Origin of the sequence: Parabacteroides sp. AM58-2XD (assembly GCF_003463685.1) — a bacterium.
Lineage (GTDB): Bacteria > Bacteroidota > Bacteroidia > Bacteroidales > Tannerellaceae > Parabacteroides > Parabacteroides segnis.
This window is the reverse complement of sequence record NZ_QSDP01000010.1, coordinates 58099-83998: the sequence shown is the minus strand read 5'-3', so window position 1 is coordinate 83998 and position 25900 is coordinate 58099. Positions and strand designations below refer to the sequence as shown.

The following is a 25900-nucleotide window of genomic DNA, read 5'->3' as shown; positions in this document are numbered from 1 at the left end:
TTCGTTACTTCGTACTGTTTTCATAAGCTATATCGTTATTAGTTAATAATGAATTTGATACAATACAAAGTTAACTAAAATGGTATAGCTTTTGTAGTGCTATCTCGTGTTATCCGTCTTTTCCGATTTTAAACATAGGAACTATTTTAAAATTGTTTTATTTATTAGATTATTCTATAGCCAGCTTCCGAACACAATTATTCCTTGCATCGCCGACATAAATGGTGCCTTCTTTGTCGATAGCCACTCCTGTAGGATATTGAAACAAGGCATCTTCCGGCGAACCATCCACATATCCCTTTACACCGGCAATACCAATGACAGTACTAACCACACCATCACGTGTTATTTTCCGTATAACATGATTTCCGGCATCAGCGACATACATCACTCCGTCTTGATCAAAACATATTTGTTTCGGATCATTAAATAAAGCATCTTCACGTTCTCCATCCTGCCATCCGGTTTCATTTTGAACACCGGCGTAGAGTTCATGCTTTTTGGTTTTGATGTTATAACTATATATACAATGTTTAGCAGAATAACAGATATACAACATATCAGGCTCAAGAGTATCAAAACTAACAAAGCTATCAGAACTACTTAATAATCCTTCATCCAGTTGTTCCGCAGATTTAGTTCTCGGATCAAAACGAACAAGTTGACCATTATAGGCACGTGTATAGATTAATCCGTCATTTACATTAGGTGCAACCGAATGCATCCAGTCAAGTGTAAAAGCAGGAGTTCCTTCTTTGGGCCTAGGTTTAATTCTTTTAGGTGCCCACTGAGTTTCAGGATCAAACTCGATCAATCCCTGGGAGCCCTGATCCAAGGCTACAAAAACAGTTTTACCTTCTGCATCCGTTGCAGAAGCGTTGGGATACGGACAGTTTCCTGAACCTTTAACTAACGTACTGACTACATTCTTTTCCTCATTAATCTGGCGAACTGCATGTCCAAGACGTTCACTAACAAAAATATTTTTCTCAGCATCCACACATAAGAACCAGGGTTGATCAAAAGAAGCCTCTGCCAATGTTCCATCAATCATTTCACCATGTCCATCATCACCTCCCACCGGCTTTCCGGCTATAGTAGAAACCGTAGTCTGCGTTGTATAAGAAAATGTGTTTTCAAAAGTAAGGGAGTCTTTTCCTATTGCAACAGATATTTGACATTCTGCACCGGGCTGCCTCGGAGTAATTACATAAAGCATATCACCGGCAGCACGCACAACAGCTGCTTTTTTAGTGTTATAATATACTTTTATCGCTTCCGGATCTGTTCCGAAATTAGTACCTTTAATGATCATCTTAGTTGCCATCCCTCCCGAATCGGGATAAAATGTTTCCAACTTGACCGGAGTATTCGGATCATAGGGTTGCCCACTTCCATTTGTATTCGTCTTATCATCAGAACAAGAAAAAATGGAGATAAGCAAACAACTTAACATAAGAGATGGTACATTCTTTGTAACAAATCTCTTGGGTTTAAAATAAATTGTCATAATTGATTACTTTAGATATTTAGGTATAACTTTCTGTTTCAGTATCATTGTACTGCAAAAACCGGGGTTCAACTTTATCCGCTCATAGACATTTTTTTATAGGTTAACAATATATTCACATTGAAGAAACTCTATCCGGCTATTCTGTTTTTCAATTTTTTACATTGTGAATCGAGTTCTGCCAGAACTATGGTAATTATTCCTTATACATACTGAATATCACCCAAAGCAAATAATAAGAGCTATTATATTAGAGTGTTTTTTAATAAATGCGGGCTGGTTTAATCTGAATTTCCCAAAATTGGATACAAAATATCTTTAGCAATACGCAAACATACACGCGCAACAAAATTTAACACGTACAATAACAGACAAAACGAAAACTTTTATATTTATTGATTTGTTTTTCATAAATTTAGTCCGTACATTTGCATTCGAAGGACATAGTTCTGGCAGAACTATAAACAAGAAGAATTTCAAGGCTTAATTATCAATAATGTACCCATCAGGACTACACGAATCGGATTAAAATGCTACCATTTAAATAGGTTACTTTTATTAAATTCAATTGCAGACTTACATGTCTTCTAATTCTATATAAACAATCTTTTTCCTTGGATACAAGAGAAAATCAATATCTTTTTCTACTCTATTTCTATCACTTAACAAAATACCACAAGACATTGACTACAATATAAGTAGATAGCTACATAGTGACTGATAGAGCTCCTGAAAATGCAGCTATCCCACTTATTATTATACCGATTTATCCACTATGACTCAAATCCCCCATTCGCCGGATTGAAAATTCCTTTTTCCGTAATAATTGCAGTAATTAATTCGTTAGGTGTTACATCAAAAGCCGGGTTAAATATTTTTACATCTTTCGGAGCCATACGATGCATATACACATTTCTGTTACTTCAGCAGGATCTCGCTCTTCAATAACGATGGATTTTCCATCGGGACATTGCATATCAATCGTAGAAGTAGGTCCCAAAACATAAAAAGGAATGCCATAATGCCGGGCAAGTATGGCAACGCCCGAAGTCCCGATCTTATTAGCGATATCGCCATTGGCAGCGATCCTGTCACAACCGACAATGACCGCCTGTACCCAGCCTTTCTGCATGACAGACGAAGCCATATTATCGCAAATAAGCGTGACATCTACTCCAGCTCTGTTCAATTCGTATGCAGTCAGGCGAGCTCCCTGGAGCAGCGGACGGGTTTCATCGGCAAAAACTTTAAAACCATATCCTCTCTCTTCTCCCAGGTAAACCGGAGCCAATGCCGTCCCATATTCAGATACGGCCAAATGACCAGCATTGCAATGGGTCAAAATTCCCATCCCCGGACGCAACAAAGACAGGCAATGTTCCCCGATACGCCGGCAGGCAGCCGCATCTTCCTCACGGATAGCCAGTGATTCCTTATGTAATAATTCAACCAAAGCCGGTACTGTTTCCGAAGCATTTTCCAATACGACCTTTTCCATCCGGTTCAAAGCTGCGACCAGGTTGACAGCCGTAGGCCGCGATCCCGCCAGATATTCTTTAACCCGACGAAACGCCGTATAGAATTCATCAAATGAGCCGGCCTCGATCTGCCTGCTACAAACATATATACCATAGGCCGCAGCAACACCGATCGCAGGTGCCCCGCGTACTTTCAACTTATAAATTGCATCCCAGATGTCCTCAGCCGAAGTAAGTTCCAAATAACATTCTTCAGCCGGTAACCGGGTCTGGTCCAGAATCACGACTGCATTCTGGTCGTCGCTAAGACGGACGGTTTTCAAATCTGTAATATTTTTCATTGTAATTTAAATATCCACTTCTTTATGACCTTCCATTTTTATATTATCCTCATTTCCTCCCGCTATCAATAGTGATCAGGTGTCAACGTCGACTCTATTACAATACCGGCAGCACCAATGGCTACGGCACCTACGATAATTCCGGCATCAGCGCCTTTTACCTTATGCACATAGAAAAAGTCTCCGGCCTGCTTTTTCCCGGCATCAAAAGAAGCTAGCGGCACATTCCCCGTCTTGATCAGCTGTGCAACATAGAAACTACTTTCATAAGAAGAATAGTTTCTCCCTCCGTTCTCCGAGTTAGCCGTATATAAACTCAGATAACTCCTGAAAGACAAAGGACTATCATCTTCCGTAAACTTCTTCACTTTCACATTTACCACATCTGAATTGGACTTGGCAAATTTCTGTATCGTATATGCCCCCTTGGGTATACGGTCGAACGGGAAATTCGTAAGCCTCAAAGGAGTAGATTCCACCTTTGACCTGGGAGGAATAAAACTGACACCTTTAGGCAAAGCTATCTGACCGGCAAATGAGCCGCTAGAATAAGCGTCTGTCGAACTATATCTTCTGCTCCAACTGAAACTGTCACCGTATGAAGAAGATTCAGTCTGTCCCTGTATCGGGGCATTCTCCTGGTAATAGCTGGTTGCAATGTCGTCAATGATCAATGCAGAACGCTGCCAGTCAACAAACAGAGGCTCATCCATCTTATTATATACCGTGATAGAAACAGGCGCATCTTCACCATAGAAACAGTAAGATATACACACACTGTCATTTTCTATGACAAAATCTTTATCGTCATTTTTCTCTCCGACTGCATCATTCGACTCCAATACTGAATAATAGTAAGAAGAACAGGAACTCATGCAAAACAGAGCCACTACACCCAAAACAAACAACATTCTTTTCATGATCATCCGATTAAGTAAAGTCCAACAAATATATTCTTTTTTATTTAAAATCTTCTATGTTTCCAGCTTTAAACGAATACGCCCCGCACTTTTCCGTATTGGCTTACCGAAGTTGCCTGTTTTAATGACATCCTGGTATATTTAAGACATTCCATCAATAAAAAACCCCTACTTCATATGTCTAAATTATACTTACCACAGACACAATCCTCCTTATCGTTTCATTATTTTTCCGTTACCATTCTGCCTGCCGATAATTGTCAGCAGGCCTGCGCATAATTATCGACAGGCTAGCCCACAATTGTCGACAGACCTGCTTATAATTATCAACAGGCAATTCCATTGGCAAAAATTCAGACAAACATGATGATGATATTTAAAGAGGATCACAATGTTCCGGTATTTTCCAGGTGAAGAAAATGGTTTTCCCGATATTTTCTTAACTTTGCGAATAGTAACGTTGACTAAACAATAATGCGATGAAAACAAACATTCCGGAACGTATTGCCTCACTCAGAGAGGTAATGAAAGAAAAAAATATAGACGCTTATATCATTCCCAGTTCAGATCCGCATCTGAGCGAATACCCTGCCGACCGTTGGAAATCACGCGAATGGATATCCGGTTTTGACGGTTCTGCCGGAATAGTGGTCGTAACAGCCGATAAAGCCGGGTTATGGACAGACTCACGGTATTTCCTTCAAGCCGGTATTCAACTGGAAGGTTCAGGCATCGAACTATATAAAATGGCTTTGCCGGAAACTCCGACAATCCAGGAGTTCCTGCTTCATGAATTGGAAAGCGGACAAACCGTCGGAACAGACGGACAGACATACAGCGTAGCTGAAACGGCAATACTTGAAAAGGCCCTGCGCCGAAAAGAGATCAAACTGGAAACATCCTACGACCTGATCGACCTGGTCTGGAAAGACCGGCCTGCCATCCCCGGTAATCCGCTGTTTGAAATGCCTGTCGAGCTAAGTGGAAAATCCGTCCGCGAAAAGCTGGATGAATTAAATAACATGCTTCGCAAAGAAGGAGCCGACAGCCTGATCCTCGCTGCTCTCGACGAAGTGGCCTGGACATTTAATATACGCGGAACAGACGTCGCCTACAATCCGGTGGTAATCAGTTATGCGTTTGTCTCGGAAGATGAAAGTGTGCTTTTTATCGATCCTAAAAAGATAACGGCAGAGTCTGCTGAAAACCTGAAAAAAGAGGGGGTTATACTGGCCGACTACACGATGATACAGAAATACCTGTCCCGGCTTCCGGAAAACAGCCGTGTATTCATCGATCCGGCAAAAACAAATATATCATTATATAACGCCCTTCCCAAAGGCTGCACGATCATCGAAGGCATCACACCCGCCAACCACCTGAAAAGTATCAAGAACGAAACAGAAATAAAAGGATTCCGCAACGCTGTGATAAAAGACGGTATTGCCCTGACCCGTTTCTACATCTGGCTGGAAAAGAAATTAGCAGCAGGAGAAAAAGTAACAGAACTCAGCGCATCAGCCATGCTGACGGCTCTACGTGCAGAACAGCCGCAATACATCATGGATAGTTTTGAGACCATCTGCGGATACGCCGCCCACGGAGCCATCGTGCATTATGCCGCCACGCCCGAGACCGATGTGGAGATTAAAGTAGACAGTATGCTTCTGATGGACTCCGGTGCCCAGTATTTGGACGGAACGACCGACATCACCCGTACGATAGCCCTGGGTGAACCGACCGAACAGATGAAAAAAGATTTTACCCGTGTACTGAAAGGCACGATCGGGATTGCCAAATGCAAATTCCCGGCCGGAGCAAAAGGTGTTCAACTGGATATCCTGGCCCGCAAAGCATTGTGGGATGCCGGCATTAATTACCTGCACGGAACGGGACACGGAATCGGTCATTGCCTGAATGTACACGAAGGCCCGCAGAGTATCCGTATGGAAGCAAACCCTGTCCCACTGAAACCCGGCATGGTAATCAGTGATGAACCAGCCATGTACCGGACAGGCGAATACGGCATCCGGACAGAAAATATGGTTCTGGTCCGCGAAGACAGTGAAACGGAATATGGCAAATTTTACGGATTCGACACACTGACTTTATGCTACATCGACACCAAACTGATCGTTGTCCCGATGTTGTCTGTCAGGGAGCGTGCATGGATCAACAAATACCACCAAATGGTATACGACTTGTTAAGCCCTCATCTGAATGAAGATGAAAAGGCCTGGTTGAAAGAGAAAACAGCAGAAATCTAAAACACTTGTCTACTATAAAATTATGGCAATAATAAAATCAGTAAGAGGCTTTACCCCAAAGATCGGTAAAGACACATTTTTAGCAGACAACGCCGCAATTATCGGCGATGTCGAAATAGGAGACGGTTGCAGCATCTGGTTCGGGACTGTCCTCCGCGGTGACGTAAACTCGATCCGCATCGGAAACGGTGTCAACATACAGGATGGTTCCGTACTGCATACATTATATGAAAAGTCAACCATAGAAATTGGTGATGACGTTTCGGTGGGACACAACGTTACCATACACGGGGCTAAGATATGCAACGGCGCCCTGATCGGAATGGGATCGGTTGTCCTCGATCATGCCGTGATCGGTGAAGGAGCGATCGTAGCTGCCGGTTCAGTCGTACTGAGCAAGACGATTGTCGAACCGGGCAGTATCTATGCCGGCGTACCGGCTAAGTTTGTAAAGAAAGTAGACCCGGAACAGGCGAAAGAGATTAATCAGAAGATTGCTAAAAACTACCACATGTATTCAAGCTGGTATAAAGAAGATTCGGAATAAATGAAAAAAACAGGTTGGGCAATACTGCTGGCTCTATGTTGTATCGGAGGCTATCTGGTATTGCCCTCCAATTATTATCTGCGTCGTGCGCTGATTCATCTGCTCCCGAAGATCGACCAGTATCCGATCTTTGAAAACCGGACCATAGAAGCAGGAGCACCACAAGCATGGATACAGTCTGAGGACTACAACAAACTCTCCATCCCCGAAAAATACCTGCCGGTATTTGATGAACTGGGAACGGTTGCTTTTGTCATTATCAAAGACAGTTCTTTACTTTTCGAACAATACTGGGAAGATTATTCCCCTAAATCGCACAGCAACTCGTTTTCCATGGCCAAAAGCATTGTTTCACTGGCTATAGGATGTGCTATTGACGACGGATTCATCAAAAACGTAGATCAACCGGTCAACGATTTCTATCCGGAATTTCAGGGATACAATGGAAAAGTACTGACCCTCCGTCATCTGCTGACAATGAGTGCCGGTGTGGATTTCGACGAAGCCTACTCCTCCCCTTTCTCGCCTACCACGAAATTGTATTACGGGGATGACCTGGAAAAGATCGCTTTAGGCATGAAAGAAACGGAAGAGCCGGGCGTTAACTTTATCTACCAGAGCGGGGTGACACAACTACTTTCCCTCATTGTAGAAAAAGCGACCGGAGAGAACATCAGTTCGTACGTTTCTAGAAAATTATGGACTCCAATGAATGCGGAAGAAGATGCGCTCTGGAGCCTGGATAAAAAAGAGGGTATCGAAAAAGCATATTGCTGTTTCAACAGTAATGCCCGCGACTTCGCCCGTTTCGGACAACTGATCTTAAACAAAGGCAGCTGGAACGGCAGGCAACTGGTTTCCGAATCCTATATAACGGAAGCGACAACACCCGACACCAGCCTGACCTTCAAAGAGTATAATGAGACAAACCACTGTTACGGTTTCCAGTTCTGGCATCTTACTTATAAAGGCATGGAAATTCCTTATATGCGGGGAATTCTCGGCCAATATGTTTTCGCCATTCCGGAACTGAATGCCGTCGTCGTACGCCTGGGGCATAAACGCAGTGATACACGTTCCGCCCAACATTATCCGGATGATATCGATACGTGGCTGGGAGCCGCGGTGGAAATGATACAGGAATCAACTAAAAATCAGAATAAATCAGAATAAACATACTAAATTAAACAACAAATGAAGAAAACAGTTTTAACTGCGCCAATCGCAGCATTGTTACTCCTTTCTTGTGCAGAAGCGCCACAGGAGAAAGGTAAAGAGATCACTTACACGCCGCAGGCTGCTTACAATCCTCCGACGTATGTATGTTACAAAGCTCCGGCTCCGATCAAGATAGACGGCAAGCTATCTCCCGAAGAATGGGATGCGATTCCCTGGACTACCGACTTTGTCGATATCGAAGGTGACAAACGTCCTAAACCACTTCTGCAAACACGGGCAAAAATGACTTATGATGATAACGGTATGTACTTCGCCGTTCTGATGGAAGAACCGCATGTATGGGGCACCATCACGGAACACGATGCCGTAATCTATCAGGATAACGATTTTGAAATATTCCTCAATCCGACAAACGACACGCATAACTATCTGGAATATGAAGTAAACTCACTGGGTACGGAATGGGATCTGTATCTGAGCAAACCTTACCGGGATAATCCGCAAGTCCTGAACAACTGGGAATTTGCCGGTATGAAATCGGCCGTTCATGTAGACGGGACTTTGAACAACCCGAAAGATACCGACAAATCATGGAGCGTGGAAGTTTTCATTCCCTGGTCTTCCATCTATCAGGTAGCAAGAGGGAAAAACAAGCCTGTACCCGGCGAACATATCCGTACGAACTTCTCACGTGTGGAATGGACAACGGATATACAGGACGGAAAATACGTAAAAGTCCCTATCAAAGGCGAAGATAAGATTCGTGAATACAACTGGGTATGGGCTCCGACAGGGGTAATCAATATTCATATGCCGGAATACTGGGGATTCGTACAGATATCCGATAAAGTGGTCGGAACCGGCGAAACACCATTCGTAACAGACCCGAATGATGAAGTTAAATGGCTTCTGCGCAACTTGTATTACCGTCAGAACGAATATGCTGCTACCTTCGGCGAGTATGCACCATCTGTAACCGCCCTCAAACCCGAAGAATTATGTCCGGCAGAACAGGCCAAACAGATCAAACTGTTCAATACGCCTTCCATGTATGAAATCACATTGCCCGGAACAGACGGTAATGTATGGCATATCCGACAGGACGGATTGGTTTGGGCTTCCAAGAAATAATTGAACCTACTTTTCCCTTGATGGAAAAGTAACCAAAAGATCAAGGCTTAACCGGCTTCACTGCTACGGTGAAAGACTACGCTGTCGCCTCTGAACTCGCTACGCTCAAACAGCAGACGCTCCGAACGCTTCGTCTTTCCCCTTCGCGGACGTTCACCCGCTTAGGCCTTTCCCAGGAAGCACAGCTTCCTCTTTGGATTGCCGATACCGACATCTAAATATAACAGGTGCTTTCTCTTTCAACAGCCGGTATCGGCAATCCCAGGAGAACGCTTTGCGTTCTATGAAAGGCCTCATCTGGTGAGCGTAAAGCGAAGCATCCGGAGTGAGCGCCCGGAGGCTGTGCTGTTTGAGCGTAGCGAGTTCACAGACGACAGCGAACGGAGGATGCGCAGTAGCGAGGCAGATGTAGCCTTGATCTTTGGTTACTTTCTTATCAAGAGAAAAGTAACATTCAAATATGATAACAAATGAAACAATACAAATACCTCCTTTTTGATCTCGACGGTACAATTACCGATTCGGAAAGCGGGATTACCCGCTGCGTTGAATATGCACTGAACCATTTTGGCATTCAGGTAAACGATTTACGCGAATTATCACCGTTCATCGGTCCTCCTTTGATGGATTCATTCAAAGACTTTTACAATTTCACCGATGAACAGGCAACTATCGCCGTTGCCAAATACAGAGAAAGATACACAGTCAAGGGCATTCTGGAAAATAAGTTATATCCGGGGATTAAAGAATTGCTGGCACAAGCCCGACAAAACGGCAAAACCGTCATACTGGCCACATCCAAACCGGAAATATTCGCCAGACGCATTCTGGATTATTTTGAATTAAGCAGTTATTTCTCTTTCGTCGCAGGAAGTGGCCTGGATGGTTCGCTTCATACCAAAACGGATGTAATCAACTATATATTAGAGGTAAACGACATAACAGACCGAGATTCAGTCGTCATGATCGGCGACAGGAAACACGATATCATCGGTGCCAAAAACACAGGTATAGATTCTATCGGTGTTTTATACGGATTCGGAGATTACGAAGAACTATCGGAAGCCGGAGCGGATTATATAGCAGAAGATATTCCGGCACTCCGCAGATTACTTCTGTAGTTTTGCATTATTCTTCCGATTTTATTCACGTTTTCGGTGTTTTCCTCTTACTTTTGCATATGAAGGAAAGCAATTTAGGATTTGCCTTATGATGAATGTTATAGAAAAGATAAACTCTTCGTACCCCATTTCAGATGATACGATACGAATATTGAAAGAAAATGTGACTTTATGCCATTTCCCTAAAAAATATCAGTTGATAAAGGCAGATATGTTTTGCAAATCAGCTTATTTCATAGAGAAAGGAATGACCCGCTCTTTCTGGCTGGTAAACGGGGAAGAAATAACAACTTCCTTCTCTGACGAGGGGGGAATTGTTTTCAGCATGGACGAATTATACTATAACAAACCCAGTGAAGAATTTGTGGAAACACTTGAAGACGTTGTTGCCTATAGAATATCACTGACCGACTTACTCCGGCTGTTTGAGACAAATATTGAATTAGCCAATTGGGGAAGAGTCATTCATCAAAACGAATACAGACGATTACACCGTTCACATAAGGAACATCTTACATTATCGGCCAAAGAGAGGTACGAAGAATTTAAACAGCAGTTTCCTCTGGTTTGCCAGCGGGCACAACTGGGATATATCGCTTCATATCTGGGAATAACGCTGTCGACACTCAGCCGTCTCAGAGCTCAGAAATAATCTTTCCCCGGCAAAATTTGACGTAGGACAAATGTTAGGAAACAGAAGTTCTCTAATTTTGGGGCGTCATTGACAACAGCTTACAATAATAATCTAAATTATAAATTTTATCATGCAAAACATTTCTTCCGCTGCATTTACAGACACTAAACCTCATTACGACCTTCTTGACGGATTAAGAGGGGTAGCGGCCCTTTTAGTCGTATGGTATCATGTGTACGAGGCTACGCTTTTGCCGGAGGCAGCGATACCATCGGAGGTATCAACCATGGCTATCTGGCCGTGGATTTCTTTTTTATCCTATCCGGCTTCGTTATCGGCTATGCTTACGACGACCGTTGGGCAAAGAGTTTAACCCTGAAAGATTTCTTTAAACGCCGTTTAATCCGTCTGCATCCGATGGTTATCATGGGAGCGATTCTGGGTCTTATCACTTTCCTTATTCAAGGCAGTGTAAAATGGGACGGAACACATGTGGCTATCTCCACGGTTATGTTATCCTTACTTTGCTCCCTGTTTTTCATACCCGCCATACCGGGAGCCAGTTACGATGTCAGAGGGAATGGCGAAATGTTTCCGTTGAACGGTCCCAGCTGGTCATTATTCTTCGAGTATATCGGTAATATTCTTTATGCCTTGTTTATTCGCCGATTATCCACCAAAGCATTGACTGTAGTCGTCTTTTTGATGGGTGTGGCACTGGCTGCGTTCGCTTCCCTCAATGTTTCCGGATACGGTAATATCGGAGTGGGTTGGACACTGGATGGCGTGAACTTTATTGGCGGATTGTTACGAATGCTTTTCCCTTTCTCCATGGGTATGCTCTTATCCCGTAACTTCAAACCCATAAAGATTAGAGGCGCTTTCTGGATTTGTTCAATTATATTACTGGGATTGTTCTCAGTTCCTTATCTGGAAGGAACCGACCCGATTTGCATAAACGGACTTTACGAATCGTTTTGTATCATCATCGTTTTCCCTATCCTTATTTGGTTGGGAGCATCGGGAACCACTACGGATATAAAGTCTACGAAGATTTGTAAATTTTTAGGGGATATCTCTTTCCCGCTTTATATCATACACTATCCGTTCATGTACCTGTTTTATGCCTGGTTGATCGACAAGCAGCTTTTCACTCTCGGAGAAACCTGGCAAATGGTTCTGGGCGTTCTTACCTTAAATATAGTTGTGGCTTATCTGTGCCTGAAACTATATGACGAACCAGTAAGAAAATGGTTAAGCAAAAAGTTTCTGGCTAAGAAATAAGTATTCTATACATTAATTATAATACAGACGCGGATTTTACGGATAACACTTTATACAAGAACCGTAAAATCCGTGTCTGCAATATATTAATAACATAAACCTATCAGATACCGGCAAAGAATATCCCCGCCAAACACAGCCACGCAATAAAGAATACCTAACGGATATCCTTTCAAATTACAGGACACTTTCAAAGCCTTGAACATCCATACCAATGCCCACACCAAAAATATCATACCGATCAACGACAGCCATATCCCGACCAGGAAACCGGGTTGAGCCATTAGCTCCATCGGTGGCACATTCATATCGATCTTCGCCAGGTTTTGCATCGGAGGCAGCATATTGAATAAATTCATAAAGATAAAAGGTAACTGGGCAAAAGCAACAGTCCCCAATACATCGATCACCCTTATCCGTGAACGTGACAAGATCAGTCCGCCCAGATAAAACAACACGGCCGGAACTATCCAGACAACCAGATGTTCCACTGCATAACACCACCAGGCCGGATTAGGCGCCGGACCGAAATGTAACAACCCGTGATAATGCCAGCCGGAGAGATAACATATAACTGTAGAAACTACCATTCCTAATAATCCCCACCCTAACGCTTGTCCTCCGGCAATCCATTCAAACGGATTAACAAGAAAATCCAACCACTGTTTTTTCATAACTACTCTATCTTATTTAATTTATCAATCAGATCATCCAGAACATTCCTGACGGTAGGATAACTCACCCCCATACTCTTCGCCATGTCTTTCAGGCTTCCGCTCGACTTAATAAAATCAACGATAAACTGTTGTTCTTTCTCAGTCAACCGTGCCAAAAGAGGCAGTTCAAAGTTCCCGCAAACCTCCGTGTCGCATTGTCCGCAAAACAACCTCCCCACTCTCAGAGGGGAATCACAGGCAGGACACTGCAACGGCAAACGTTTTCTGACTTCTCCCATAATCACTTTTTCTCTTTAATAAACGAACTTAACGACGAAATCAAAGTGGCATTAACCGGTAAAGAAGGATTTGCATACACCACCATCTGTTTTTGAGGATCAGTCGTATCACAATCTTTCAGTACGTGGTTCATCTTTTCTATCAAAAGAAGTGTTGCAGAAGGAGCCGCTTTCTTCAACAACTCCGCATCTTCCACCAGAACCTGTATATCATTTTTCCCTTGTACGATCAACACCGGAATTTTCAACTCCTTAATTATCTGTTGAGGATTATATTTATACCATGATATCATATAGGGTTGAACCGATTGCCTGAACAATGCCTCCATACCGAACGGCACATTCGGGACTAATTTACCCTGCTTCAACGAATCATTGATAGAAGCGACCATATTCCTGACAGATTCAGGTTGGGACGAAAGCTGTTTTTCTATTATCTCATAAGCCGGTCTTCCCGCCCCAGCCAAAGAAACAAATGCCTTTACTTTCGGATTATTACGGCATGCCAGCATCCCGATCAACGAACCTTCACTATGGCCGATTACCGTAATACCGGTAAAACGTGAATCCTTTCCCAGATAATCGATCCACCCTTTCACATCGTTGACATAATCCTCAAAACGCAAGTCAGACTCTTTCTTTCCTGCCGGTGCACTGGATGCTATTCCCCGTTTATCAAAACGTAAAGAAGCTATACCCTGCTTTGCCAGATCTTCGGCCAGATACTTCAAAGAATTATTCGTCATCTGTCCGATCGCAGAATTACCATCCATATCGGTCGGTCCAGATCCGGCAATCAACAAGACTACAGGAGAAGATTTCATTCCCGGGGGAAGAAGTATTTTTCCATGAATGACTCCGTTTTGAGTATTCAGGGTTACCGCCTCATCGGCCAGCGGCATCAACTGCCCGAAACAAACAACGGTAACAAAAGAGAAGATAATGCTGAATAATAATTTTACCTGTTTCATATTATTGCTTTTCTAATAACTTATCCGGACAAATATATGAATTATATTGAATAAAATTCAACATGAGATAAACTTTATTCAATTATGGATAAAAATAATTCATACCAGGTAAGGTATTCCTGTCCCGGAATATCCCTTATTTTTCTTTTACTATATTTTAGCCATTCCAATTTGTATCCCTTATCTTTGCAACAGATTAAATACATAACATAAACGAACTATATCATGAAACGAAACAACCTATGGATAACCACCCTGGCCTTGGGTATCGCGTTATCCGCCTACGGACAGCAAGCCGACGGAGGTATTTCCGCGGAGATGCTGCAACAGATCAAACAATCTTACAAAGGAACACCGACTGATAAAGCAATTCATAATGCGATCAGTAATAACGACATCAACAAACTGGCTGTAAACGCTGAAAGCAAAAACAATTTCGACACTTACTTTTCTCACAAAGTAAACGGTAAAGGCATCACCAACCAGAAATCTTCCGGACGTTGCTGGTTATTTACCGGACTGAACGTATTCCGTGCACAGGCAATCGCTAAATATAATATGGGAGATTTCCAGTTCTCACAAAACTATTCTTTCTTCTGGGACCAACTTGAAAAAGCAAACCTTTTCCTGCAAGGCATCATCGATACCCGGGAAAAACCGATGGATGACAAGATGGTGGAATGGTTATTTAAAAATCCGCTCAGCGACGGAGGACAGTTTACCGGAATATCCGATATCCTGGGAAAATACGGCGTTGTTCCCTCCGACGTAATGGTAGAAACCAATAGTAGCGAGAGTACCGGAAGAATGGCAAACCTGATCAGTCTCAAACTGAAAGAATTTGGCTTGCAACTACGCGACCAGTCAGCCAAAGGGGCTAAAGTAGCCGCACTGGAAAAGAATAAAACCGAAATGCTGGGAACTATTTACCGGATGCTGGTCCTCAACCTGGGTGAACCACCTACGAAATTTACCTGGACACGCAAAGACGCCAAAGGCAATCCAGTTGAAACGAAAGAATACACGCCCCAGTCATTCTTCGATGAATATATCGGCAAAGACCTGACAAACAATTATGTCATGTTGATGAACGATCCGAGCCGCGAATACTATAAGTTATACGAAATCGACTTCGACCGCCACCGCTATGACGGCAAGAACTGGACATACGTTAACCTGCCGATAGAGGACATCAAGGAAATGGCTATCGCCTCTATCAAAGACAGCACCATGATGTACTTCTCTTGCGACGTGGGTAAATTCTTCGATCGTGAACGTGGTCTGCTGGACGTGAACTATTACGATTACGGCTCACTGATGGGTACTACTTTCGGTATGGATAAGAAACAACGCATCCAGACATTCGCCAGCGGTTCGTCGCATGCCATGACCTTAATGGCAGTGGACCTGGACGCCAATGGCCAACCGAAAAAATGGATGGTTGAAAACAGTTGGGGACCGGGTGCCAACAACGGACATTTGATCATGACCGACGAATGGTTCAACGAATATATGTTCCGTCTGGTAGTCGATAAGAAATATATCACCGGCAAAGTAAAAGACGTCCTCAAACAAACACCGACCCGTCTTCCGGCCTGGGACCCGATGTTTGCTGACGAAAATTAATCGTTATATTGGAGAATGCAGATAAAACAAAAGCGGCAGACACAGTCTTACCGCTTTTGTTTTATCTACGCTTTATACCCATCGAATGGTGAAACTATGGATCATCTATTTTCCCCAATCCGAAGGCTTTGCTCCCATCTGCAATACTAAAGTTCCTCCCTTCATCAGATCGGCATGCATCAGATAACATTTATCGTAAGGCTTTCCATTTAGAGTTGCCTGCTGGATATATATATTTTCAGGGCTATTATTGTGAGCTTCAATCACGAAAGTCTTTCCCTCAGCATAGTCCGGGTCCAGATTGAAGACAACCTTCTCAAACACCGGACTCGTCAGTTCATACCGCTGATCGCCCGGACAAACAGGATGTAATCCACTAGCCGCCAACACATACCAGGCAGACATCTGGCCGACATCTTCATTACCGACCAATCCCAGCACCGAATTTTTATAAGCATTCCGGCAAATATCCCGCGTCCATTTCTGTGTAAGCTCCGGAGCACCCAGGCGGTTGAACAGGAATGGCACGTGATGTACCGGCTCATTGGCATGATTATAATATTGATTCCATAAATAGTTGGCAGGTGTTTGTTCAAACATATCCGTCAGATCGGCCAGCACCTTTTCCCGTCCGCCCATCAGTTTGATCATACCTTCCACATCATGAGGTACAAACCAGCCTTGCTGGTAGGCATTACTTTCCACACAGCCATATCCTTCGGCCAGTCTTCCCTGTTCCGGCAACGGCAAATATTCCCCTTTTTCATTACGGGGACGGAACCATCCGTAATCCGGATCGTACAGGGTCGTATAAGTTCCTGCCCTACGATCAAAAACATCCTTATCCGCCTCTTTCCCTAGCCATTCGGCCAAACGGGCCATACACCAGTCGTTGTAAGCATATTCTAATGTATGGGAAATGGAGCCCGGTGTATATCCGTTCTCATTATTTCCAAACATCCGGGATGTATTCAAAGCATACTGATAAGCCTTGTCTATATCATACGAACGGATTTCTTTAGAATAAGCGTCACATAACACGGAGATAGCCGGATTTCCCAGCATACAGCCGGAATAAGCATTCAGCAACTCCCAACGTTCCAGATAGTTATTTCCGCTCTGGTCCGCAATCTCAACCAACGAATTAATCTGGTCATTGATCAGGGTCGGATTAATAATCGTCTGCAAAGGCATCTGGCTCCGGAAAACATCCCAACCACTAAAGATCGTCCGTTTAGAAAACTGGTCTGTTACATGTACCTGTTTATCCGCCCCCATATACTCTCCGTTTACATCACTGCAAACACGGGGATCGATCATCGTATGATAAAGGGCTGTATAAAAGATATGCTTTTCGTCTTCCGTTCCGCCAGACACGGATATTTTGGAAAGTGCGTCATTCCATAGCTGCCGGCAGGATGCCAGTGTCGCATCAAAATCCCACGCATTCATTTCCGAATGCAGGTTCTCTTCTGCATTCCTCATACTGGTAAAAGAGATACCGCTTTTCATCAGAATCTGATCGCCGGTTTCCGTATCAAAGTCTGCATAGAATCCAAGATGTTTGCCTACATAAGAAGTCACGTCCGGAATGATCCGGGCATTCCTCACTACTTCCTGATAGCGTTCGCTCTCTATATCTCCACGTTTGCGCGTCCAGTCATCCGGTATATCGGCCGACCATACGCCATGCGACCGGAACGGTCTCGAGAACTCGGCATAGAAATAGACGGTATAATCTGCTTTACCGTCGCCATTCCCCCAACCGCCGCCTTCGGGAGGACATTTCATCTCTCCGCGGATCGTATGATCGTTAATCACTTCAACAGCTTGCCAAGTGGAAGTTCCCCCCACCCTTCTCGCCAGGTCTATCTGGATACGCGATTCTTTACTTTCAGGGAATGTAAAACGCAACATTCCGCTATGAGGAAGTGCCGTTGCCTCCGCTTTTATCTGATAATCCGTCAGCATCACAGTGTAATAACCGGCAGAAGCTTCTTCCGAAGACTTGTCGTACCGGGACCGATATCCCTTATCCGGATCGTCCGATGTACCCGAAAATGTATGCAGTTTCCCTACCGTGGGCATAACCAACAGGTTTCCCAGATCGCCATACCAGCCAATCCCGCTCATTTGTGTAAAAGCAAAACCTCGATAGAAGTATGCTCGTCACTATACCCGGGACCGTTATCCCCTCCGGTAATCGTATTGGGACTGACCTGTACCATACCGAACGGTGCCGTTGCTCCGGGAAAAGTCTTCCCCAGACCATGATAAGAACCTCCTGCATCCATACTGGTGGATGCCCCGATAAAAGGGTTTACATAAGAAGAAAGGGACTGCTGCTCCTCCGACCGGTCTTTCACTGAGCCACAGGAAGTATAAATTGCACCAAGAACCAATAAACACAAACTAATCTTTTTTTTCATAATGCTATCGATTGATAAGAATGGGACAAAGATACTATTTTATCTCCAACACTTCATTTCCCGTTCTCCGCATTCTAAGTGTTTATTACATCATCAGAGGATACAATCACAAACTAACCGGCGAAAGCAGGGATACTAATTTATTCCTCCCTACTAACTAATTGACAAGTAAGGACTCATTATTGCCAGGGTGTACAGGGTAACCGATTAAGGTGTACAGGTTAATTCGCCAAGGTGTACAGGCTGGTCAGTTATCCTGTACAGGGTAATTATTCAGAGTCGGGAGTTAACTATTAGTTTGTTATAGGCTATGATTTAGTAAGACTGGAGGATAGCAATAGTTTAAAGAAGGGGGCATGATAAAAACATCCTTTATACACAAAGTTTTCAACATTCTATTTGTTATTTGCAATATACCGGTGTAACTCACTGTTAATAAGGATAATGAAGCATTGCAAATGGACTTTTTATTTGCAATGCTATTTGTCATTTGCCATTATTCTTCTTGCTGTTTATATATGACAAATGACAGGTTCATTTATTTCTAATCTTGAATATAACACCATTTAATAGGGATTAATCATCATTTTGATGCAGTAGCTCAGAATATTATGCCATCATCTAATGAAAAACTTTTTCGTTTTTATTTGCTTTATTCAACACTTCTCCATACATTTGTTGCCGTACACACTGGTAAAGCGTTATTGGTCGGTACATTTTATTGATTACGGAAGCGTTTTAAAGATATTATCTTAGTTGGAAACTTCGACACTTTTCAATGTAGCTAGATAATAGACAACTAGAACGCTCACGTACCTTTCCTTGTTATATCTGTTCATAGGCATTGTTATATGCATATGTCTCTATGGATATACTAGATAAAAGGGCGTGAGTTGTTGTTTATATTAGCTACAGGGCAGTCGAAGGTCTCCAACTAGATATAATCAACAATCCTCACGCCTTCTTTATTTGTATAACCATCCACTTGGGGATTGATGGATATCTAGTATTTGTATTTGTATGAAAAATCATGTTCTCAGTTTTTTTCATCGGTTCGCCTTGATACTATTTTTATCAGGGATGTTTATCTGTCAGGCCTATGCGCAAAGAACTACCGTTAAAGGTATTGTAAAAGATCATTCAGGAGAAGCACTTATCGGTGTGAATGTTATGGAAAAAGGAAAAACCAATGGGACCATAACCGGTAGTGACGGAATGTTCAGTCTGAATGTATCTGGAAAAAAGCCGATATTAGTATGCTCTTATATCGGTTATGTAACAGAGGAAATTCCTGTCACCAGCCAGGAAATGCTCACAATCACGCTAAAAGAAGACACCGAAGAACTAGACGAAGTGCTGGTTATCGGTTACGGCACGGCTAAGAAAAAAGACCTGACTGGTGCTATTTCCCGTGTAAAAGCAGAAAAAATGGAAGCAGAAGCTCCACGGTCTGTCCAGGACCTGCTACGTGCCAGTGCAGCCGGTTTATCCATCAGTATGTCTACCGATGCAGCCGGTACAGCCGACCTGCAGATACGAGGGAAAAACACATTAAGCGCAGGTTCGGCTCCCCTCATCGTATTGGATGGTGTCATTTACGACGGTTCCATGCAGGATATCAATGCCATGGATGTCGAAAGCATCGATGTTCTGAAAGATGCCAGTTCAGTCGCTGTCTATGGGGCCAAAGCTGCTAATGGCGTCATTGCCATTACGACAAAAAAGGGGAATACGGGTAAGCCGGTTATCACTTTTAATGCCAATGTCGGCCTGGTACATAATTCCCGACTGCCTAAGACTGTCGACGGAGCAGGCTTTCTGGCTTTCCGTCAGGAATATGCAGAAGGCTTGTTATCACAAGACGAGTTAACTGCACAACCCGGCAAATATGCCGACCCGCGAACCTTGTCATCGATGGGAATCGATCCTTTGACATGGTATAATTACGATCAGAAAAATCCGGGTTCAGCCCTGCCTGATGACAAGACACTGGTCACGACCTGGCTAACCCGTCTGAATCTACAGAACATCGAGATTGAAAATTATCTGAACGGCGTGGAAACCAATTGGGATGACATTGTTTATCAGACCGGCCTGCAACAGGATTATACCACCAGTATTTCCAACCGTACGGATAATTTCTCTTATTACTGGTCGTTAGGATATGCCGACCGTGAAGGAGTAAAAACCGGTGACCGCTACCGGAACTTCCGCTCACGACTGAATCTGGAATCAAAGGTTACCTCCTTTCTTACTGTCGGACTGAATTCCCAGTTCGCAACCCGTATCGGCGGTTATCTGGCAGCCGATGTCGATCAGCGTGAACATAATTCGCCTTACACAACTAATGAAATTGACAACCTGGATAGTCCGTACCGGATGTATCCCTCCGGCGACAACAATACAAAAAATCCGTTCTTCGACAACCTGTACCGTGACAGACGCGATATAAACCATGATTTCAATGCCAATTTGTATGCCATCCTGAAACTACCCTTCGGCTTGGAATATCAAATGAATTTTACTCCCCGTTACCATTGGTACGAATACATGAACCATGAATCGTCCCAGCATCCCGAATGGGCCGGAGAAGGCGGCAAGTCGGAGCGTAAAAACGAGAAAACGTTCAACTGGCTGCTTGACCATATTGTACGCTGGAAACAGGAGTTCGGAAAGGATCACCGTGTAGAAGCAACATTCCTGTTCAATGCGGAAAAAGGACAATGGTGGCAAACGGTAGCCAAGAACCAGCAATTTACCCCGAGCGACGTACTGGGATATCATAACATCGGAGCAGGAGCCATTCCATCCGTTTCCAGTAACGATACTTATAAAACGGGGGATGCGCTGATGGGACGTATATTCTACTCTTTTAAGGATAAGTATCTGATCACAGCCTCGGTACGCCGTGACGGTTATTCCGCTTTCGGACAGATGAATCCGCGTGCCACATTCCCTGCCGTAGCTTTAGGATGGGTCTTTACTTCCGAAAAATTCATGGAGGCATCGGGCAGCTGGCTGAATTACGGAAAACTCCGTTTCTCCTGGGGACAAAACGGGAACAGGGATATCGGTCAATATGATGCATTGGCTTCCCTCAACTCCGGACTGCATCCCTATATCGACCAGAACGGAAATGTGTATGTTACCTCCCAGATATACATCAACCGTATGCCGAACAATACATTGAAATGGGAACGTACTGCCTCTTATAATATAGGTATCGACTTCTCTGTGTGCGGTGACAGACTGAGCGGTAGCATGGAAACCTACATGGCCGAAACCAACGACCTGCTGGTTAACCGCTCCCTGCCCTCTATTTTAGGATATGACAATGTGAAGGCCAACCTGGGTACACTGACCAACCGCGGTTTTGAACTGACCTTGAATGCCAATGTGATAGAGAACAGAAACTTCTCCTGGAATTCGAGCGGAACCTTCTCTTTCAACCGGCGGAAGATCAAACATCTGTACGGAGACAAAGAAGAAATAAAGGATGCCGACGGAAATGTGATCGGTTATAAAGAAGCGGACGACCTGGCAAACAAATGGTTTATCGGGCATGATACGGATCAGATCTGGGACTATGAACGCGACGGCGTCTGGCAACTCGGAGAAGAAGAAGAGGCTGCCAAATATGGGAATAAGCCGGGTGATTTCAAATATATCGACCAAAACAACGACGGGGTAATGGATAATGATGACAAAATATTCCAGGGTTACACCACTCCACGCTTCCGCTGGTCCTGGAGAAATGAGTTCACATTCTATAAGAACTTCAATTTATCCTTTATGGTGTATTCGCACATCGGGCAATACGGAACCTTCAACCGGGCAGCCAATACGGGAGGAATGTTTGACCGCTACACCGTTGTAGATATCCCGCGCTGGACAAAAGATAATCCGACGAACGATTACGGACGCCTGGGCTCCAAGAACATCGGCAGTAATTATGTAAAGAAAACATTCGTGCGTATGGAAAACATCACACTGTCATATAATGTGCCGCAGAATTTCCTGAAAAGATTCTCCGTACAGAACATGCGTTTCTCCGTTGCCGTCCGTAATCCGTTTGTCATCACGGGATGGACTTTCGGTGATCCGGAAGGCGGCGACACGACGCTGAGAACCGTCAATTTCGGCGTAAACTTTACTTTATAAACATTGATTAACCCATAAGAATTAAGATTATGAATCAGAATAATAAAAAATACCTAGTACTGGCTTTAGCTGCCTTACCTTTACTGAATTCCTGCAATGACAGTTGGCTCGACCCGAAGCCGCTATCTTTTTATACTCCCGAAAACACCTATGTAGATGCTGCCGGTTTGTATTCGGCACTGGTTGCCTGTGAACGTAATATGCGCCACGAATTCTTTACGGACGGCGCTCCGATCCTGACGGAAATGTACACCGCAGATATTGCCGTACATGGGAAAACCGACGAAAGCGGTTCGTTGGTGGACTTCGATAACGAGATGCTTCCTGCCCGAACCAAGAATGATATGAAAGGCAAGAACGGCTGGTATTGGGCAGAAGGTTTTAAAGGAATCAAGTACGCCAATATCGTGATCAGCCGTCTGGATGCCGCCACTTTTAAGGATGAGGCGGAGCGAAATGCCGTACTGGGCGGGGCCTATTTCCACCGCTCCTATCGTTACTATAAACTCACCCACCAGTTCGGAGACGTTCCCTGGTTAAGTGAAGAAATTACCCGGCCGAAACTCGACTTTTACTCCTATGACCGTTGGAGTATTCTTGAGCAATGTAAAAAAGATATGGAATTCGCTTACCAATGGGTACCCGAACAAATGGACCGGGGCCGAGCCAACAAAGATGCCTGCGGTATGTTACTGATGAAAATATGCATGTCATTGGGAGACTTTGACCGAGCCATCGAAGTTGGAAAGGAAGTCGTCGCCCGGCACCCGCTGATGACACAGCGCTTCACGACCAACCAGAACAAGCCCAATACGAATTTAATGCATGACCTGCATAGCGTAGAAGCCAAAATAGACATGAGCAACACAGAAGGCATCATGTATGTGGTAGCCTACCCCGACATCGTCGAAGCCGGAGACAAACGTATTTATACAATGCGTAACGGACTCCCTTACTGGGCAAAAGGGGCAGCGATCAAGACACCCGACGGAAAATCAGGAACAGCCATCGTCCCTGCTTCCGAAGATAAAAACACGGAAATTGACAATGATGCCAATTACGGCCGTGGCATCGGCACCTGTCGTCCTACGAATTATTTCCAGTATGAGATCTGGACCGACAAGGAAAAGGACGACCTGCGCAGCCCGAACAATCATGACAGCTGGAAACGAATGGAAGACCTGCGGTATAATGAGCCGAGCCTGAAGAAGAACAACAGCCCGTGGTATGGTCAGCAGCTGGTCCGTCCGAACGACATTTCCGTGGCAGACTCCATCCGTTGCTGGTACATGTGGCCGCATTATAAACTGTTTGTCCCGGACCCAACGAAAACCCAGGATCTTCAGGGTGGCGAAACACCCTGGTACATCTACCGTTCAGCAGAAACCTATCTGATGATGGCCGAATGTTATTACTGGAAAGGCGACAATGCCAACGCCGCCTCCATGCTGAATATCGTCCGTGCACGTGCCGGAGCAGAGCCTTTGACCGGTACGATCGGTATAGCAGAAGTTCTGGCTGAACGTGCCCGTGAGTTGTATTATGAAGAGAACCGCCATGTAGAACTGGTCCGTATATCCTATCTGTATGCCAAAACAGGCAAAGCATGTGAGGCTTTCGGAGGACGTATCTATACCCTGAATAATTTCTCAGGACCAGGTGGAACCGGAACAAACAACAAAGATGCAGGCGTGAATTTCTATTTTGACTGGGTGATCAAGCACAATAACTTCTATAATAAAGGTATAGTTATCCCTTATGGCGAATATCGCCTGAGTGTACATCATGTACTGTGGCCCGTTCCGGAAAATGCGATCAAGACAAATACCGGAGGAGTTATCAATCAGAATATCGGATATCCGGGAGCAGAAAACAACATCACTCCCCTGAAAGTAGGTGAAGTAATTCCTGAAACAGAATAGACCAATGATAAGAAGCGCAATTCATTAGAAACATCAACACTGCGCTATGCCCCGGACGATCGGAAGAAAGTGGAATACACCGGATTCTGAGACTCCGGGGCTAAAAAACAAAATACCGATTGACTGGTGTCCAATTCCTTATCGGCATAAACCTAAAATCAAACACCAGATCAATCGGTATATTTTTTACAACTTTATTATTCGTAATATCTTATCTGTCGCCCCGGCATTGCCATTTACAAACTGTCCGGCACTTTCGCCCGCAGCTTCCAGCACTTCATGATAGGTCAGCAATTCATCCATCTTCTCGCAGAAAGATTGTTTATCTGATACGGAGAAGCCGCCTCCCACCTTGATCAGGTCTTTTGCTTCCTTGAATTTATGATATTTCGGACCGAATAAAACAGGGATGCCATACACTGCAGCTTCAAGCGTGTTATGAATACCCGCTCCGAAACCACCACCAATATAAGCGATCGTTCCGTACCGGTAGATAGAGGACAATAAACCGAAACTGTCGACAATCAGACAATCTTTACCTTCCGCCAAAGACTGGTCATGAAACACATCCGACAAACGGACGGAAGGACGTTTCAACAACGACTCGATATACATCAGATGTTCGCGATGAATCTCGTGCGGAGCGATGATCAGCTTCATCTCCGGATGCTCATTGAAATAAGGGATCAGAATCTCTTCATCCTGCGGCCAGGAACTTCCGGCCACAAGGGTCAACTTTTTTTCTTTTCCACCTTCACAGACAAAATGTTCCACTGGCGATAACTCACGTGCCTGGTTACGGACATCCAGTACCCGATCGAAACGGGTATCTCCCGTAACAGTTACATTCGTTATCCCGAACTCTTTCAGCAAAGCTGCCGAACGGTCATCCTGCACAAACAAATGGGTAAAGCAATAAAGCATCTTCCTGTACGGATAACCGAACCACTGGAAGAACAACTGATCGCGACGGAATATGGATGAAATGATGTACACCGGGATATTGCGATGCTTCAACTCTTGCAGGTAGTTTCCCCAAAACTCGTATTTAATAAATACAGCAATGGAAGGATTTGCCAGATTCAGGAATTTCTTCACCCGGTAAGGCGTATCGAAGGCAGATAGCAAATAACATCTGCCCCGTTATAATTCTTACGGACTTCATATCCCGAAGGGGAAAAGAAAGTAAGTAGTATTTTATACTCCGGATGTTCCGCCTTGATCTTCTCCATCATCGGACGTCCCTGTTCGAACTCGCCCAGGGAAGAAGCATGAAACCAAATATATTTTGCATTCCGGTCTATCTTCTCACGAAGAATGGAATTCGTTTTCCACTGCCCCAGACGCATGATCCGGGCCTTCTTATGGAATGGAGAAATCAACGCAATGATAAATGCGTAAAAGTGGATTGCCAGACTATACAT

General features: G+C 44.1%; 15 protein-coding genes and 4 pseudogenes. 11 read left to right on the top strand and 8 right to left on the bottom strand.

Annotated elements, in window-relative coordinates:
• Nucleotides 1–169: 169 nt before the first annotated feature.
• From DXA15_RS04085 to DXA15_RS04075, 3 genes and pseudogenes are all read right to left on the bottom strand, one after another.
• Entirely contained in the window at nt 170–1510 is a 1341-nt protein-coding gene (locus DXA15_RS04085; RefSeq protein WP_128133216.1) for an IPT/TIG domain-containing protein, read from the bottom strand.
• Between the two features lie 773 nt (nt 1511–2283).
• Nucleotides 2284–3329 (bottom strand): annotated as a pseudogene (gene mtnA / locus DXA15_RS04080) (S-methyl-5-thioribose-1-phosphate isomerase).
• A 65-nt stretch (nt 3330–3394) separates the two neighbouring features.
• The gene (locus tag DXA15_RS04075; RefSeq protein ID WP_233566792.1) at nt 3395–4249 is read right to left on the bottom strand and encodes a hypothetical protein; all 855 of its coding nucleotides are present in this window, start codon (nt 4247–4249) and stop codon (nt 3395–3397) included.
• Between the two features lie 479 nt (nt 4250–4728).
• On the opposite strand from DXA15_RS04075, the gene DXA15_RS04070 reads away from it, so the two are divergent.
• The 8 genes and pseudogenes from DXA15_RS04070 to DXA15_RS04040 all read left to right on the top strand — a co-directional run bounded on the left by DXA15_RS04070 (nt 4729) and on the right by DXA15_RS04040 (nt 12412).
• Entirely contained in the window at nt 4729–6516 is a 1788-nt protein-coding gene (locus DXA15_RS04070) for an aminopeptidase P family protein (RefSeq protein ID WP_128133214.1), read from the top strand.
• 22 nt (nt 6517–6538) lie between these two features.
• Nucleotides 6539–7063, top strand: coding sequence for a gamma carbonic anhydrase family protein (locus DXA15_RS04065; RefSeq protein ID WP_007654214.1), 525 nt, complete (start codon nt 6539–6541; stop codon nt 7061–7063).
• Nucleotides 7064–8236: a serine hydrolase gene (locus DXA15_RS04060; protein WP_128133213.1), complete on the top strand. Its 1173-nt coding sequence runs from the start codon at nt 7064–7066 to the stop codon at nt 8234–8236.
• 21 nt (nt 8237–8257) lie between these two features.
• Entirely contained in the window at nt 8258–9373 is a 1116-nt protein-coding gene (locus DXA15_RS04055) for a carbohydrate-binding family 9-like protein (protein ID WP_128133212.1), read from the top strand.
• A 300-nt stretch (nt 9374–9673) separates the two neighbouring features.
• The gene (locus DXA15_RS25240; RefSeq protein ID WP_158579637.1) at nt 9674–9847 is read left to right on the top strand and encodes a hypothetical protein; all 174 of its coding nucleotides are present in this window, start codon (nt 9674–9676) and stop codon (nt 9845–9847) included.
• The gene (locus DXA15_RS04050) at nt 9844–10494 is read left to right on the top strand and encodes an HAD family hydrolase (RefSeq protein WP_128133211.1); all 651 of its coding nucleotides are present in this window, start codon (nt 9844–9846) and stop codon (nt 10492–10494) included. Before DXA15_RS25240 ends, DXA15_RS04050 begins: the two co-directional genes overlap by 4 nt.
• An 88-nt stretch (nt 10495–10582) precedes the next feature.
• Complete coding sequence (locus DXA15_RS04045; RefSeq protein ID WP_128133210.1) at nt 10583–11146, top strand: Crp/Fnr family transcriptional regulator; 564 nt, start codon at nt 10583–10585, stop codon at nt 11144–11146.
• A gap of 112 nt (nt 11147–11258) precedes the next feature.
• Nucleotides 11259–12412 (top strand): annotated as a pseudogene (locus DXA15_RS04040) (acyltransferase family protein).
• Nucleotides 12413–12498: 86 nt separating this feature from the next.
• On the opposite strand, the gene DXA15_RS04035 reads toward DXA15_RS04040, so the two are convergent.
• The 3 genes from DXA15_RS04035 to DXA15_RS04025 are packed head-to-tail and all read right to left on the bottom strand — an operon-like array spanning nt 12499 to nt 14338.
• The gene (locus tag DXA15_RS04035) at nt 12499–13086 is read right to left on the bottom strand and encodes a YIP1 family protein (protein WP_128133209.1); all 588 of its coding nucleotides are present in this window, start codon (nt 13084–13086) and stop codon (nt 12499–12501) included.
• 2 nt (nt 13087–13088) lie between these two features.
• A complete protein-coding gene (locus DXA15_RS04030) occupies nt 13089–13367 on the bottom strand; it encodes a DUF2089 family protein (RefSeq protein WP_007654224.1) in 279 nt (92 codons plus the stop codon).
• Nucleotides 13368–13369: 2 nt separating this feature from the next.
• A complete protein-coding gene (locus DXA15_RS04025; RefSeq protein WP_128133208.1) occupies nt 13370–14338 on the bottom strand; it encodes an alpha/beta hydrolase in 969 nt (322 codons plus the stop codon).
• A gap of 225 nt (nt 14339–14563) precedes the next feature.
• On the opposite strand from DXA15_RS04025, the gene DXA15_RS04020 reads away from it, so the two are divergent.
• The gene (locus DXA15_RS04020) at nt 14564–15964 is read left to right on the top strand and encodes a C1 family peptidase (RefSeq protein ID WP_128133207.1); all 1401 of its coding nucleotides are present in this window, start codon (nt 14564–14566) and stop codon (nt 15962–15964) included.
• 105 nt (nt 15965–16069) lie between these two features.
• Here DXA15_RS04020 and DXA15_RS04015 read toward each other — a convergent pair.
• Nucleotides 16070–18393: pseudogene (locus tag DXA15_RS04015) on the bottom strand (GH92 family glycosyl hydrolase).
• A 1020-nt stretch (nt 18394–19413) separates the two neighbouring features.
• On the opposite strand from DXA15_RS04015, the gene DXA15_RS04010 reads away from it, so the two are divergent.
• Both DXA15_RS04010 and DXA15_RS04005 read left to right on the top strand, forming a co-directional pair.
• Nucleotides 19414–22554, top strand: a complete 3141-nt coding sequence (locus DXA15_RS04010; RefSeq protein ID WP_128133206.1) for a TonB-dependent receptor — start codon at nt 19414–19416, stop codon at nt 22552–22554.
• A gap of 29 nt (nt 22555–22583) precedes the next feature.
• Nucleotides 22584–24476: a RagB/SusD family nutrient uptake outer membrane protein gene (locus tag DXA15_RS04005; protein WP_128133205.1), complete on the top strand. Its 1893-nt coding sequence runs from the start codon at nt 22584–22586 to the stop codon at nt 24474–24476.
• Between the two features lie 186 nt (nt 24477–24662).
• Here DXA15_RS04005 and DXA15_RS04000 read toward each other — a convergent pair.
• Nucleotides 24663–25900, bottom strand: a pseudogene (locus DXA15_RS04000) (3-deoxy-D-manno-octulosonic acid transferase).

What these genes read in the sequence shown, in the direction of transcription:
- DXA15_RS04085 (WP_128133216.1), bottom strand. Translation starts at nt 1,510, where the DNA reads ATGACAATTTATTTTAAACCCAAGAGATTTGTTACAAAGAATGTACCA.
- DXA15_RS04075 (WP_233566792.1), bottom strand. Translation starts at nt 4,249, where the DNA reads ATGAAAAGAATGTTGTTTGTTTTGGGTGTAGTGGCTCTGTTTTGCATG.
- DXA15_RS04070 (WP_128133214.1), top strand. Translation starts at nt 4,729, where the DNA reads ATGAAAACAAACATTCCGGAACGTATTGCCTCACTCAGAGAGGTAATG.
- DXA15_RS04065 (WP_007654214.1), top strand. Translation starts at nt 6,539, where the DNA reads ATGGCAATAATAAAATCAGTAAGAGGCTTTACCCCAAAGATCGGTAAA.
- DXA15_RS04060 (WP_128133213.1), top strand. Translation starts at nt 7,064, where the DNA reads ATGAAAAAAACAGGTTGGGCAATACTGCTGGCTCTATGTTGTATCGGA.
- DXA15_RS04055 (WP_128133212.1), top strand. Translation starts at nt 8,258, where the DNA reads ATGAAGAAAACAGTTTTAACTGCGCCAATCGCAGCATTGTTACTCCTT.
- DXA15_RS04050 (WP_128133211.1), top strand. Translation starts at nt 9,844, where the DNA reads ATGAAACAATACAAATACCTCCTTTTTGATCTCGACGGTACAATTACC.
- DXA15_RS04045 (WP_128133210.1), top strand. Translation starts at nt 10,583, where the DNA reads ATGATGAATGTTATAGAAAAGATAAACTCTTCGTACCCCATTTCAGAT.
- DXA15_RS04035 (WP_128133209.1), bottom strand. Translation starts at nt 13,086, where the DNA reads ATGAAAAAACAGTGGTTGGATTTTCTTGTTAATCCGTTTGAATGGATT.
- DXA15_RS04030 (WP_007654224.1), bottom strand. Translation starts at nt 13,367, where the DNA reads ATGGGAGAAGTCAGAAAACGTTTGCCGTTGCAGTGTCCTGCCTGTGAT.
- DXA15_RS04025 (WP_128133208.1), bottom strand. Translation starts at nt 14,338, where the DNA reads ATGAAACAGGTAAAATTATTATTCAGCATTATCTTCTCTTTTGTTACC.
- DXA15_RS04020 (WP_128133207.1), top strand. Translation starts at nt 14,564, where the DNA reads ATGAAACGAAACAACCTATGGATAACCACCCTGGCCTTGGGTATCGCG.
- DXA15_RS04010 (WP_128133206.1), top strand. Translation starts at nt 19,414, where the DNA reads ATGAAAAATCATGTTCTCAGTTTTTTTCATCGGTTCGCCTTGATACTA.
- DXA15_RS04005 (WP_128133205.1), top strand. Translation starts at nt 22,584, where the DNA reads ATGAATCAGAATAATAAAAAATACCTAGTACTGGCTTTAGCTGCCTTA.